Source organism: Pararhizobium sp. (assembly GCF_035497515.1).
In the GTDB taxonomy this organism is placed as follows: Bacteria; Pseudomonadota; Alphaproteobacteria; order Rhizobiales; family Rhizobiaceae; genus Pararhizobium.
Genome location: NZ_DATJDJ010000008.1, coordinates 1 through 11,852, shown reverse-complemented (window position 1 = coordinate 11,852; position 11,852 = coordinate 1). Strand labels below are relative to the sequence as shown.

At 61.2% G+C, this 11,852-nt stretch carries 16 protein-coding genes; 15 read left to right on the top strand and 1 reads right to left on the bottom strand.

Features of this window, described 5'->3' with window-relative positions; all coding sequences use genetic code 11:
- The 15 genes from rpsH to sugE form a co-directional block, all read left to right on the top strand.
- The coding region (gene rpsH, locus VL202_RS00720; RefSeq protein ID WP_325462275.1) for a 30S ribosomal protein S8 at positions 1 to 235 on the top strand (235 nt) is incomplete at its 5' end.
- Between the two features lie 41 nt (positions 236 to 276).
- A complete protein-coding gene (gene rplF, locus VL202_RS00715; protein WP_056335732.1) occupies positions 277 to 813 on the top strand; it encodes a 50S ribosomal protein L6 in 537 nt (178 codons plus the stop codon).
- Between the two features lie 12 nt (positions 814 to 825).
- A complete protein-coding gene (gene rplR / locus VL202_RS00710; protein ID WP_325462274.1) occupies positions 826 to 1,188 on the top strand; it encodes a 50S ribosomal protein L18 in 363 nt (120 codons plus the stop codon).
- 134 nt (positions 1,189 to 1,322) lie between these two features.
- Positions 1,323 to 1,892, top strand: coding sequence for a 30S ribosomal protein S5 (gene rpsE, locus VL202_RS00705; protein ID WP_056335730.1), 570 nt, complete (start codon positions 1,323 to 1,325; stop codon positions 1,890 to 1,892).
- A gap of 12 nt (positions 1,893 to 1,904) precedes the next feature.
- A complete protein-coding gene (gene rpmD / locus VL202_RS00700) occupies positions 1,905 to 2,108 on the top strand; it encodes a 50S ribosomal protein L30 (RefSeq protein ID WP_056335727.1) in 204 nt (67 codons plus the stop codon).
- Between the two features lie 13 nt (positions 2,109 to 2,121).
- On the top strand, positions 2,122 to 2,592 hold the full coding sequence (gene rplO / locus VL202_RS00695; RefSeq protein ID WP_056335724.1) for a 50S ribosomal protein L15: 471 nt from the start codon (positions 2,122 to 2,124) through the stop codon (positions 2,590 to 2,592).
- A gap of 253 nt (positions 2,593 to 2,845) precedes the next feature.
- Positions 2,846 to 4,186 (top strand): preprotein translocase subunit SecY, encoded by a 1,341-nt coding sequence (gene secY, locus VL202_RS00690; protein WP_056335721.1) that lies wholly within the window; start codon positions 2,846 to 2,848, stop codon positions 4,184 to 4,186.
- Entirely contained in the window at positions 4,183 to 4,779 is a 597-nt protein-coding gene (locus VL202_RS00685; protein ID WP_056335717.1) for an adenylate kinase, read from the top strand. Before secY ends, VL202_RS00685 begins: the two co-directional genes overlap by 4 nt.
- Before the next feature lie 222 nt (positions 4,780 to 5,001).
- Positions 5,002 to 5,370, top strand: coding sequence for a 30S ribosomal protein S13 (rpsM, locus tag VL202_RS00680; RefSeq protein WP_037100637.1), 369 nt, complete (start codon positions 5,002 to 5,004; stop codon positions 5,368 to 5,370).
- 236 nt (positions 5,371 to 5,606) lie between these two features.
- Entirely contained in the window at positions 5,607 to 5,996 is a 390-nt protein-coding gene (gene rpsK / locus VL202_RS00675; RefSeq protein WP_018328263.1) for a 30S ribosomal protein S11, read from the top strand.
- Positions 5,997 to 6,093: 97 nt separating this feature from the next.
- Positions 6,094 to 7,104, top strand: a complete 1,011-nt coding sequence (locus tag VL202_RS00670; RefSeq protein ID WP_037100639.1) for a DNA-directed RNA polymerase subunit alpha — start codon at positions 6,094 to 6,096, stop codon at positions 7,102 to 7,104.
- Positions 7,105 to 7,227: 123 nt separating this feature from the next.
- On the top strand, positions 7,228 to 7,653 hold the full coding sequence (gene rplQ / locus VL202_RS00665; protein ID WP_056335714.1) for a 50S ribosomal protein L17: 426 nt from the start codon (positions 7,228 to 7,230) through the stop codon (positions 7,651 to 7,653).
- 184 nt (positions 7,654 to 7,837) lie between these two features.
- Positions 7,838 to 9,301, top strand: a complete 1,464-nt coding sequence (locus VL202_RS00660; RefSeq protein WP_414692783.1) for a DegQ family serine endoprotease — start codon at positions 7,838 to 7,840, stop codon at positions 9,299 to 9,301.
- The gene (locus VL202_RS00655) at positions 9,298 to 10,608 is read left to right on the top strand and encodes a replication-associated recombination protein A (protein WP_056335709.1); all 1,311 of its coding nucleotides are present in this window, start codon (positions 9,298 to 9,300) and stop codon (positions 10,606 to 10,608) included. The genes VL202_RS00660 and VL202_RS00655 overlap by 4 nt, the downstream gene beginning before the upstream one ends.
- A 138-nt stretch (positions 10,609 to 10,746) precedes the next feature.
- Positions 10,747 to 11,061, top strand: a complete 315-nt coding sequence (sugE, locus tag VL202_RS00650) for a quaternary ammonium compound efflux SMR transporter SugE (RefSeq protein WP_056335878.1) — start codon at positions 10,747 to 10,749, stop codon at positions 11,059 to 11,061.
- Positions 11,062 to 11,081: 20 nt separating this feature from the next.
- Here sugE and VL202_RS00645 read toward each other — a convergent pair.
- Positions 11,082 to 11,852, bottom strand: a 771-nt coding sequence (locus VL202_RS00645; RefSeq protein ID WP_325462273.1) for an ATP12 family chaperone protein, incomplete at its 5' end; no start/stop codon positions are given.

Genomic DNA, 11,852 nt, shown 5'->3' with positions numbered 1-11,852 from the left:
TAACGGCAAGGCCGAGATCAATATCGAACTGAAATACTACGAAGGTGCGTCGGTGATCCGTGAGATCGGCCGCGTATCCAAGCCGGGCCGCCGGGTTTATGTCTCGGTCAAGTCCATTCCGCAGGTCGCGAACGGTCTCGGCATCACTATCCTTTCGACCCCGAAAGGTGTGATGGCTGATCACCAGGCACGCGAACAGAACGTTGGTGGCGAGGTTCTCTGCTCCGTATTCTAATACGGCAGCAGTGATCTCCATAACGGACAGACAGGTGAACAATGTCTCGTATCGGTAAAAAACCCGTTTCGGTTCCTGCAGGTGTCACGGCCACGATTAATGGCCAGACGGTGACTGCAAAGGGCCCGAAGGGTGAACTCTTCTTCGTTGCTAACGACGAAGTCGTCGTAAAGCTGGAAGACAATAATATGGTCTCGGTGACCCCGGTCGACCAGTCCAAGGATGCTCGCTCGAAGTGGGGCATGTCCCGCACGATGATCGAAAACATCTTCAAGGGCGTCAAGGACGGTTTTGAGCGCAAGCTCGAGATCAACGGCGTCGGCTATCGTGCCTCCATGCAGGGCAAGAACCTGCAGCTGGCGCTCGGCTTCAGCCATGACGTGGTCTACGAGACCCCGGAAGGCATTTCGATCGCTGTGCCGAAGCCGACGGAAATCGTCGTCACCGGCATCAACAAGCAGCAGGTCGGCCAGGTTGCCGCGGAAATCCGCGAATACCGTGGCCCCGAGCCTTACAAGGGCAAGGGCGTCAAGTATGCCGGCGAGCGGATCATCCGCAAAGAAGGCAAGAAGAAGTAAGGAGCACGCGAAATGGCTACAAGGAAAGATACACTTGTGCGTCGCGCCAGCCGCGTGCGCCGTCAAGTCAAGGCAGTCGCCAATGGCCGCCTGCGCCTGTCCGTTCATCGCTCGTCGAAGAACATCTATGCACAGGTTATCGATGATGTTGCCGGCAAGACCGTTGCGTCTGCCTCGACACTCGACACGGATCTGCGTCCGTCGCTCAAGACGGGTGCCGACACGGCAGCTGCTGCTGCCGTTGGCAAGCTCCTCGCGGAGCGCGCCTCGAAGGCTGGTGTCAAGGAAGTCGTCTTTGACCGTGGCGCCTTCATCTATCACGGCCGCGTCAAGGCGCTGGCCGAGGCAGCCCGCGAGGGTGGCCTGAACTTCTGATGCACTTTTCCAGGCATTCGTGTCTGGACTCGACCAAGCTGCACAGATAATACCCGGTCGCTTCGGTTCAATGAAACCGAAGCGACTTTTGTCAATCTGCCGATTGCACCCGGAAAAGAAAAAGGAAAAGGACAATGGCACAAGAAAAAAGAGGTTCTCGCGACGATCGCCAGAACCGCGAGGAGCGCGACAGCGAATTCGTCGATAAGCTCGTCGCCATCAACCGCGTCGCGAAAGTCGTCAAGGGCGGCCGTCGTTTCGGCTTTGCTGCTCTCGTCGTCGTCGGCGACCAGAAGGGCCGCGTCGGCTTTGGACATGGCAAGGCACGCGAAGTGCCGGAAGCCATCCGTAAGGCCACCGAAGCTGCCAAGCGCGAACTGATCTTCGTTCCGCTGCGCTCGGGCCGCACGCTTCATCATGACGTTCATGGCCGTCATGGCGCCGGCAAGGTTCTGCTGCGCGCTGCCAAGGCCGGTACCGGCATCATCGCCGGTGGCCCGATGCGCGCCGTGTTCGAAACGCTGGGCATGCATGACGTTGTTGCGAAGTCGACCGGTTCGTCGAACCCGTACAACATGATTCGCGCCACGTTCGACGCCCTGAAGAACCAGATGCACCCGAAGGATATCGCAGCTCAGCGCGGCATGAAATATGCCACCCTGCAGGGCCGCCGCGTATCCGCCGGCGTTGCTTCCGAAGAATAAGGGAGCCAGACAATGGTCAAGAAAGAAGCTGCAAAGAAGACGGTTTCGGTCGAACAGATCGGTAGCCCCATTCGCCGCCCGGCCGTACAGCGCGCAACGCTGATCGGCCTCGGTCTCAACAAGATGCACCGGGTCAGCACCCTGGAAGATACACCTTCCGTTCGTGGCATGATCCGGGCCGTCCAGCACCTCGTTCGCGTCGTCGACGAGAAGTGAGGGGGATACCATCATGAAACTGAATGAAATCAAAGACAACGAAGGTTCGACCAAGAACCGCAAGCGTCTCGGCCGCGGCATCGGCTCCGGATCCGGCAAGACTGCCGGCCGCGGTGTCAAGGGTCAGAAGGCACGTTCGGGCGTGGCCATCAACGGCTTCGAAGGCGGCCAGATGCCCATCTACCGTCGCCTGCCGAAGCGCGGCTTCAACAACATCTTCCGTTCGGATTTTGTCGTTGTGTCGCTCGGCCGCATCCAGATCGCCATCGATGCCAAGAAGCTTGATGCGTCCAAGACCATCGATGCTGCTGCTCTCCAGGCCGCCGGCGTCATCCGTCGCGCCAAGGACGGCATCCGCGTTCTCGCCGATGGCGAACTGAAGGCGAAGCTGTCGCTCGAAGTTGCCGGTGCATCCAAGCCTGCGATCGAAAAGATCGAAAAGGCTGGCGGCGCCATCAAGCTTCTCGCCGGCGCTGCCGAATAATTATCGCTATCGACCGCCCGGGGTGCTTCACACCGGGCGGTTTTGCTCCCATATGAGAGCCTCATGGCCCATATGACTGGCGGGCGGAATGCGCGGCCGGATTTGTCCGGCGCAGAATATTGAACGGGAACCGCGGTATGGCACGGGATTGCGTCTGCAATCATTTCCAGGCCGGTTTTCATAAAAGAAGATAGCCTTTCCGGAGCCGACCGGGTTTTCCCGCGGGTTTCGAACTGGCTACGCGGAGAATTGCATGGCTTCTGCAGCGGAACAGCTCGCCTCCAATCTGAATTTTTCGACTTTCTCCAAGGCGCATGATCTGAAGAAACGCCTCTGGTTCACGCTGGGCGCCCTGCTGATCTATCGACTGGGAACCTATATCCCGCTGCCAGGCCTCAATCTGGAAGCGTTCGCCCAGGCTTTCCAGAGCCAGAGCGGCGGCATTCTCGGCCTTTTCAACATGTTTTCGGGTGGCGCCGTCGAGCGCATGGCGATCTTCGCGCTCGGCATCATGCCCTATATCTCTGCCTCCATCATTGTTCAGCTGATGACCTCCGTCGTCCCTTCGCTCGAACAGTTGAAGAAGGAAGGCGAGCAGGGCCGCAAGGTCATCAACCAGTATACGCGCTACGGCACGGTTCTGCTCGGCACGGTGCAGGCCTATGCCATCGCCGCCGGCCTTGAAAGCGGCAACGGTCTCGTGGCCGATCCAGGCTGGTTCTTCAGGGTTTCGACGGTCATTTCGTTGCTCGGCGGCACCATGTTCCTGATGTGGCTGGGTGAGCAGATCACCTCGCGCGGCATCGGCAACGGCATTTCGCTGATCATTTTCGCGGGCATCGTCGCCGCTCTGCCGTCCGCCTTTGCCGGAACGCTGGAACTCGGCCGCACCGGCGCCCTGTCGACGCCGCTCATCCTGGCCGTCATCGTCATGGTGGTGGCCGTCATCGCGCTGATCGTCTTCGTCGAGCGGGCGCAGCGCCGGCTTCTGATCCAGTATCCGAAGCGCCAGGTCGGCAACAAGATGTTCCAGGGCGATACCTCGCATCTGCCGCTGAAGCTCAACACGGCTGGCGTCATTCCTGCCATCTTCGCCTCGTCGCTGCTGCTTCTGCCGGCAACGCTTGCAGGCTTTGCCAATAGCGCGAGCCTTCCCGGCTGGGCGACCACGGTTATTGCCGCGCTCGGCCACGGCCAGCCGCTCTATATGATCCTCTCCGGCGCCATGATCGCCTTCTTCGCCTTCTTCTATACGGCCATCGTCTTCAATCCGAAGGATACGGCCGACAATCTGAAGAAGCACGGCGGCTTCATCCTGGGTATTCGCCCGGGCGAGCGCACTGCGGAATATATCGATTACGTGCTGACCCGCATCACCGCGGTCGGCGCGCTCTATCTGGTCTTCGTCTGCATTCTGCCTGAAGTTCTCATCGCGCAGACCGGCGTGCCGTTCTACCTTGGTGGTACGTCGCTTTTGATTGTTGTCAGCGTGACCCTTGATACTGTAGCACAGATACAGGGTCACCTGATTGCTCAGCAATATGAGGGGCTGATCAAGAAATCAAAGCTGCGCGGAGGGAAGAGGGGCCGATGAGACTGATATTTCTGGGACCGCCGGGAGCTGGCAAGGGAACGCAAGCCAAGCTCCTGACAGAAAAATACGGCATTCCGCAACTGTCCACCGGCGATATGCTCCGGGCGGCCGTGGCCGACGGCAGCGATGTCGGCAAGCGCGCCAAGGCCGTCATGGACGCTGGCCAGCTGGTCTCCGACGAGATCGTCAACGAGATCGTTTCGGACCGGATCGACATGGCCGATTGCGCCGCCGGCTTCATTCTCGATGGCTATCCGCGCACCGTCCCGCAGGCCGTGGCGCTGGATGCCATGCTCAAGGGAAAAGGTTTGCAGCTCGATTCCGTAATCGAATTGAAAGTCGATGAAACCGCTCTTGTGCGGCGGATCGAGAATCGGGTAGCTGAAACACTTGCCGCAGGCGGCAAGGTTCGCTCCGACGACAATCCGGAAGCGTTCAGGAAACGGCTTGTCGAATATCGCGAGAAGACGGCGCCGCTGTCGCAGCATTATGCGATGACCGGCCAGCTTCGTACGGTAGACGGCATGGCGGCGGTTGAGACCGTCACCGCCGAAATCAACAGGATACTGGCTTCGGCTTCGGCCGACGCCTGAGAGGTCGTTCTTGAAAAAGGGCCGCCGGGGAGTTGACTTTTGTGGTCGATTCCTTCAAAGACCGCGCTAACTCGCGACATGCAAGGGATCGGCGCGGATTTCACGAACGAAGTCCGGGCGCGATTCTTTTGACGTGTCCCGAACACGATTTTAACGTCGGCCTTTGGGCTGCATAACGAAGCACCTATTGCCGGACGGCAACTGGAAGCAAGGAGAACAGGCGTGGCACGTATCGCTGGCGTCAACATCCCGACGAGCAAGCGCGTAGTAATCGCGCTTCGTTACATTCACGGGATCGGAGCGAAGTTCGCACAGGAAATCGTCGAGAAGGTCGGTATCCCGGCTGAACGTCGTGTGCACCAATTGACGGATGCTGAAGTTCTTCAGATCCGCGAAACCATCGACCGCGACTACCAGGTCGAAGGCGACCTGCGTCGCGAGACCTCGATGAACATCAAGCGTCTGATGGATCTGGGTTGCTATCGCGGCCTGCGTCATCGTCGCTCGCTGCCGGTTCGCGGCCAGCGCACGCACACCAATGCCCGCACCCGCAAGGGTCCGGCAAAGGCGATTGCAGGCAAGAAGAAGTAAGTTTCCCCGCATGGGAAATGCGGAGGCTGGCGCCTGGCGCCGGCCTCTTTTCTAGTTTCGGAGGGGCGCTGCTTCGTGTCCTTCCGGTGGAGCTGCTGGCATTACGGCAGTGACGATATCGCCGCGCGGATTGGTTTGTCGCTTCGCGCATGACTGAATATTCAGGGCAGGGGGTTTCCTCTTCCCGGTGGAGCCGCTGGTGTTACGGCGGTGAAGAGATCAACGAAAGGGTTATCATGGCCAAGGAAGCCACACGCGTTCGCCGTCGCGAGCGGAAAAACATTTCGACGGGCGTCGCTCACGTCAATTCGTCGTTCAACAACACGATGATCACCATCACCGATGCACAGGGCAATGCAATTGCCTGGTCGTCGGCCGGTTCGAAGGGCTTCAAGGGTTCGCGCAAGTCGACCCCGTTCGCAGCCCAGATGGCTGCCGAAGATGCGGCCAAGAAGGCCCAGGAACACGGTATGAAGACGCTGGAAGTCGAAGTTTGCGGTCCGGGTTCCGGTCGTGAATCGGCTCTGCGCGCGCTCCAGGCTGCGGGCTTCATGATCACCTCGATCCGTGACGTGACGCCGATCCCGCACAATGGCTGCCGCCCGCGCAAGAAGCGCCGCGTTTAATCGCACCATTCGTCAAGCCGGCAGGGAGTGATCCCTCCGGCGCTTCAAGGCTCGGTTGCCACGATTGGATGGTGGCAACGAACGGAAGGCAAAACATATGATTCAGAAAAACTGGCAGGAACTGATCAAGCCGAACAAGGTCGAGTTCTCCTCTTCCGGCCGCACCAAGGTAAGCCTTGTTGCCGAGCCGCTGGAGCGTGGCTTCGGCCTGACCCTCGGCAACGCGCTGCGCCGCGTTCTCCTGTCGTCGCTTCGGGGTGCCGCGGTTACCGCGGTCCAGATCGACGGCGTCCTGCACGAGTTCTCCTCGATCCCGGGTGTCCGGGAGGACGTGACGGACATCGTGCTCAACATCAAGGAAATCGCCATCAAGATGGATGGCGACGATGCAAAGCGCATGGTCGTGCGCAAGCAGGGCCCGGGCGTTGTTACCGCCGGTGACATCCAGACGGTTGGCGATATCGAAATCCTCAACCCGAACCATGTGATCTGCACCCTCGACGAGGGCGCCGAAATCCGCATGGAATTCACCGTCAACAACGGCAAGGGCTATGTGCCGGCCGACCGCAACCGTTCGGAAGATGCGCCGATTGGCCTGATCCCGGTCGACAGCCTTTATTCGCCGGTCAAGAAAGTGTCCTACAAGGTGGAAAACACCCGTGAAGGTCAGGTTCTTGATTACGACAAGCTGTCGATGCAGATCGAGACCGATGGTTCCGTCACCGGTGAAGACGCGGTCGCTTTCGCTGCCCGCATCCTTCAGGACCAGCTCGGCGTCTTCGTCAATTTCGACGAGCCGCAGAAGGAAGCCGAAGAGGAAGCCGTCACCGAACTGGCGTTCAACCCGGCTCTGCTCAAGAAGGTCGACGAACTGGAACTCTCCGTCCGTTCGGCCAACTGCCTGAAGAACGACAATATCGTCTATATCGGCGACCTCATTCAGAAAACCGAAGCCGAAATGCTTCGCACTCCGAACTTTGGCCGCAAGTCGCTCAACGAAATCAAGGAAGTTCTCGCTTCCATGGGCCTGCATCTCGGCATGGAAGTGCCTGCATGGCCGCCCGAGAACATCGAAGATCTCGCCAAGCGCTACGAAGACCAATACTAACAAACAAAAAGGCAGGTTAAACCTCTGCCTTTCCCAGTCAAACAGCAGGTTTCGAACCTGTATGTGCCAGGAAACGGCAGGCCCAGCAAAGATCGGGGTACCTGCACTTAAAGGAGAATAGCAATGCGCCATCGCGTCGCCGGCCGCAAGCTGAACAGAACCGCCAGCCACCGTAAGGCAATGTTCGCCAACATGGCTGCCTCGCTCATCGAGCATGAGCAGATCGTCACCACCCTGCCGAAGGCAAAGGAAATCCGCCCGATCGTCGAGAAGCTCGTCACGCTCGGCAAGCGCGGTGACCTGCATGCCCGTCGTCAGGCCATCTCGCAGATTCGCGACGTCGCTGTCGTTGCCAAGCTGTTCGATGCCATCGCCACCCGTTACGCAACCCGCAACGGCGGCTACCTGCGCATCATGAAGGCCGGTTTCCGTCACGGCGACAATGCGGCTCTGGCCGTCATCGAATTCGTCGATCGCGACACCTCCGCCAAGGGCGCCAAGGATATCGCACGCGTTGCCGCCGAAGCGGAAGCCGCTGAAGCAGCATAAGAATCCGATCCTTCGGACGATTGAGACAGCCGGGCCAAAAGCCCGGCTGTTTTACGTTTCGGGCAAGGGGCGGGCAGGGCATTTGCGATCCGCGAAGGCATATTTCACGGTTCCGCCGTCTTTGCTTTCTATCGCTGAAAGCCTATCTCTATTGCTCTTGTCCCATACCGCCAGGATGCCCCGCATGAACCGTTCGCCTCTTGTCCTCGTCCTTTCCGCCCTGTCCGGCCTTGCTCTCTTCACCGGCGTCGCAGTCGTCGGATTTGCCGCCGGCGAGCCTGCCGATACGCCTGCCCAGACGGGCGCCGTCGTGCAGGCGCAGACATCGAAGACCCTGCCGCAGAGCAATGCCGAAATGCAGCTTTCCTTTGCACCGCTGGTCAAGCGTACCGCCAATGCGGTGGTGAATGTCTATGCGGAAAAGACGGTCGAGCGTCGCTCTCCCTTTGCAGACGACCCCTTCTTCGAGCAGTTCTTCGGCCAACGGATGCCGAACCGGTCTGAAAAGCAGTCCTCGCTCGGCTCCGGCGTCATTGTCGGGCAGGATGGCATCGTGGTGACCAACAATCACGTGATCGCCGATGCCGACGACATCAAGGTGGCGCTCGCCGATGGCCGGGAATTCGAAAGCACCGTCATCCTCAAGGACGACAGGCTCGATCTGGCGGTGCTCAAGATCAAGTCCGATGGCCCCTTCGACATCGTGCCCTTCGGCGATTCGGATGCGGTCGAGGTCGGTGATCTCGTTCTTGCGATCGGCAATCCCTTCGGCGTCGGCCAGACGGTCACCAGCGGCATCGTTTCCGCACTGGCCCGCAACCAGATCGTCTCCGGTGATTTCGGCTTCTTCATCCAGACCGATGCCTCCATCAATCCCGGCAATTCCGGCGGCGGCCTGATCGACATGAACGGCCAGCTGATCGGCATCAACACGGCGATCTTTTCGCGCGGCGGCGGCTCAAACGGCGTCGGCTTCGCCATTCCGGCCAATCTCGTCAAGGTTTTCGTCGCCTCCGCCGAAGGCGGCAATGGCAGCTTCACACGCCCCTATATCGGCGCGCGTTTCGAGCCGGTGACCTCGGAAGTCGCAGACGCGCTCGGCCTTGATCGTGCCCGCGGTGCCCTGGTCAGCGCAGTGACGGAGGATAGTCCGGCAGATCGGGCGGGCCTCAAGCCGGGGCAGGTGATCGTTGCCGTCAATGGCATCGAGGTGGAACATCCCGATGCGCTGGGCTACCGCCTGACCACGGTCGGCATCGGCCATGACGCGCGGGTGACGGTGAGCGAGAACGGCAAGACCCGCGACGTGACGATGACGCTGGCGGAGGCACCGGAAACCAAGCCCCGCGACGAGCGGCTGATCGAGGGCCGCAACCCCTTTGCCGGCGCTGTGGTCGGCAATCTCTCGCCGCGCCTGGCCGACGAACTGCATATGCCGACATCGTCTACGGGCGTGGTCGTTACCGAGGTCAATCGCGGTTCGCCGGCCGCCCGTGTCGGCTTCCAGCCCAAGGACATCGTCGTCGCCGTCAACGGCACGCCGATCGAGACGTCGGAGACGCTGGAAGCGCTTGCCCAGTCCGATCCGTCGCTCTGGCGCGTGGAAATCGAGCGCAACGGCCAGCGCATCCGCCAGTTTTTCCGATGAGCGACCTGTTCTCCCCAAGCGAGCCGCCCGGCATGAGCGAGAAGCGGCCGCTGGCCGATCGTCTGCGCCCACAGGCCCTGTCCGAAGTCACCGGGCAGGCGCATCTGACCGGCGAGGACGGCGTTCTCGCCCGAATGATCGCCTCCGGCTCTCTCGGCTCGATGATCTTCTGGGGGCCGCCCGGTACCGGCAAGACCACGGTCGCCCGGCTTCTCTCCGGGGAGGCGGGGCTGGCCTTCGAGCAGATCTCGGCGATCTTTTCCGGCGTCGCCGACCTGAAGCGCGTCTTCGAGGCTGCGCGCCTGCGCCGGACGAGTGGGCGCCAGACGCTGCTCTTCGTCGACGAGATCCATCGGTTCAATCGCGCCCAGCAGGATAGCTTCCTGCCGGTGATGGAAGATGGCACGGTCATTCTTGTCGGTGCCACCACGGAAAATCCGTCCTTCGAGTTGAACGCCGCTCTTTTGTCCCGGGCCCGCGTCCTCACCTTCAAGCCGCATGACGAGGAAAGCCTCGCCGAACTGCTGGCGCGCGCCGAACAGGTGGAGGCACGGCCACTGCCGCTCGATGCCGATGCCCGTGCCAGCCTGATCCGCATGGCCGATGGCGATGGCCGCGCCGTGTTGACGCTCGCCGAGGAGGTCTGGCGGGCGGCGCGCAAGGGCGAGACCTTTGACGTCAATGCCTTGCAGGAAATCGTCCAGCGCCGCGCGCCGGTCTATGACAAGGGCCAGGATGGCCATTACAATCTGATTTCGGCGCTGCACAAATCGGTGCGCGGATCCGATCCGGATGCGGCACTCTATTATCTCTGCCGCATGTTCGATGCCGGCGAGGACCCGCTTTATCTCGGTCGGCGGCTGGTGCGCATGGCGGTGGAGGATATCGGCCTTGCCGATCCGCAGGCACTGGCGATCTGCAATGCCGCCAAGGATGCCTATGATTATCTGGGCTCCCCGGAAGGCGAACTGGCCTTGGCGCAGGCCTGCGTCTATCTGGCGACCGCGCCGAAATCCAACGCGGTCTACACCGCCTATAAATCGGCCATGCGCGCCGCCAAGGAACACGGCTCCCTGCTGCCGCCCAAGCACATTCTCAATGCGCCGACGAAGCTGATGAAGGGCGAGGGCTATGGCGACGGCTATCGCTACGACCATGACGAGCCGGACGCCTTTTCCGGCCAGGATTATTTCCCGGAAAAGATGGGCCGCAAGACCTTCTACGATCCGCCAGAGCGTGGCTTCGAGCGCGATATCCGCAAGCGTCTCGACTGGTGGGCGAAACTGCGCAAGGAGCGCGGCGAGTAGCTGCCATGCACTGCCGGCCCTTGCCTCGGTGGCACCATGATGGCATAAATCCCCATGCAGACGGCTGCACGGATCCGGCACGATCGCCGCTTCCGCCCAACCGCGGGGACGGCCTCGCTCCATCAAACGGAGTTGATCATGGCCTGGCTTATTCTCTTCCTCGCGGGACTTCTCGAAATCGGCTGGGCAATCGGGCTTAAATATACCGAGGGCTTCACCAAGCTGATGCCGACGGTGCTGACCGGCGCTTCCATGGTCGCAAGCGTCGTCCTGCTCGGTATCGCGATGCGGACCCTGCCGCTCGGCACCGCCTATGCGGTCTGGACCGGCATCGGCACGGTCGGAACCGTCATTCTCGGTATCGTCCTTTTCGCCGAGCCGGCAACGGCCATGCGGCTCGGCTGCATCGCGCTCATCATCGCCGGTATCGCCGGCCTGAAACTGACGGCCTGATTACCGTACAGCAGCGACGCTCAGCGCAGGGCGTCGAGCGTCGCTGCCGCGGCCTGCATGTCCTGCCAGCGATTCTCGCGGCGCTGGAAGGCTTCCTCGTCGGTTCCCCAGTGCTCGATCTGCCAGTCCTCGTCGAGATGGGCAAGCGACCAGGCCTGTTCGGCGGATAACCGCTTTTCGGCGAAGGCAATGGCGATGAGGGCCGATCCGGTCAGGCTGGTCATCATATGCAGACAGGCGAGCCCGAGCGGCGTCGCATGCGGACGCAACGCCTCGGCAATTGCATCGATCGCGGTGCGCGGTTGCGCCTGGTGCACCACGCCTTCGGCGAGGATGAAGCGCGCGCCGAGCCGTTCCGCCGCCCATTCGATTATCGGGTCCCAGTGCTCTCCCTGCCGCGCCACCAGTTCCACAGGCTCGCTCGCCCGATAGCAGAGAAGATCGGTGCCTGCGAAATTGAGGATATCGTCGAAGACCGCCCGGATATCCTGGGCGACGCCGTCGATCGCCGTATTGACCAACCGCGTCACCGGCATGGTCGCGGGGTCGATCACCTCTTTCTGGGCGTCCCACTCGCCTGCCAGAAGCTCGGCGACGGCGCGCGTCGGCACGGCCAGGAGCTGTTTGGCCGGCGTGCGAACCGGCCGTCCGTCCAGAACGACCGCATGACCGCCTTCCTGCGCCTCGATGCCGACGGTCTTGTAGAATCGCTTCGGTAGTGGCTTCAGCATCTGGATCTGCGCCCGGCGTACCGGATCGGGATCACTGAGTGCGCCGGTCAGCTCGTCGCG

Excerpts from the sequence above, each read along its gene's own strand:
- rplF (WP_056335732.1), top strand. The coding sequence starts at position 277 with ATGTCTCGTATCGGTAAAAAACCCGTTTCGGTTCCTGCAGGTGTCACG.
- rplR (WP_325462274.1), top strand. The coding sequence starts at position 826 with ATGGCTACAAGGAAAGATACACTTGTGCGTCGCGCCAGCCGCGTGCGC.
- rpsE (WP_056335730.1), top strand. The coding sequence starts at position 1,323 with ATGGCACAAGAAAAAAGAGGTTCTCGCGACGATCGCCAGAACCGCGAG.
- rpmD (WP_056335727.1), top strand. The coding sequence starts at position 1,905 with ATGGTCAAGAAAGAAGCTGCAAAGAAGACGGTTTCGGTCGAACAGATC.
- rplO (WP_056335724.1), top strand. The coding sequence starts at position 2,122 with ATGAAACTGAATGAAATCAAAGACAACGAAGGTTCGACCAAGAACCGC.
- secY (WP_056335721.1), top strand. The coding sequence starts at position 2,846 with ATGGCTTCTGCAGCGGAACAGCTCGCCTCCAATCTGAATTTTTCGACT.
- VL202_RS00685 (WP_056335717.1), top strand. The coding sequence starts at position 4,183 with ATGAGACTGATATTTCTGGGACCGCCGGGAGCTGGCAAGGGAACGCAA.
- rpsK (WP_018328263.1), top strand. The coding sequence starts at position 5,607 with ATGGCCAAGGAAGCCACACGCGTTCGCCGTCGCGAGCGGAAAAACATT.
- VL202_RS00670 (WP_037100639.1), top strand. The coding sequence starts at position 6,094 with ATGATTCAGAAAAACTGGCAGGAACTGATCAAGCCGAACAAGGTCGAG.
- rplQ (WP_056335714.1), top strand. The coding sequence starts at position 7,228 with ATGCGCCATCGCGTCGCCGGCCGCAAGCTGAACAGAACCGCCAGCCAC.
- VL202_RS00660 (WP_414692783.1), top strand. The coding sequence starts at position 7,838 with ATGAACCGTTCGCCTCTTGTCCTCGTCCTTTCCGCCCTGTCCGGCCTT.
- VL202_RS00655 (WP_056335709.1), top strand. The coding sequence starts at position 9,298 with ATGAGCGACCTGTTCTCCCCAAGCGAGCCGCCCGGCATGAGCGAGAAG.
- sugE (WP_056335878.1), top strand. The coding sequence starts at position 10,747 with ATGGCCTGGCTTATTCTCTTCCTCGCGGGACTTCTCGAAATCGGCTGG.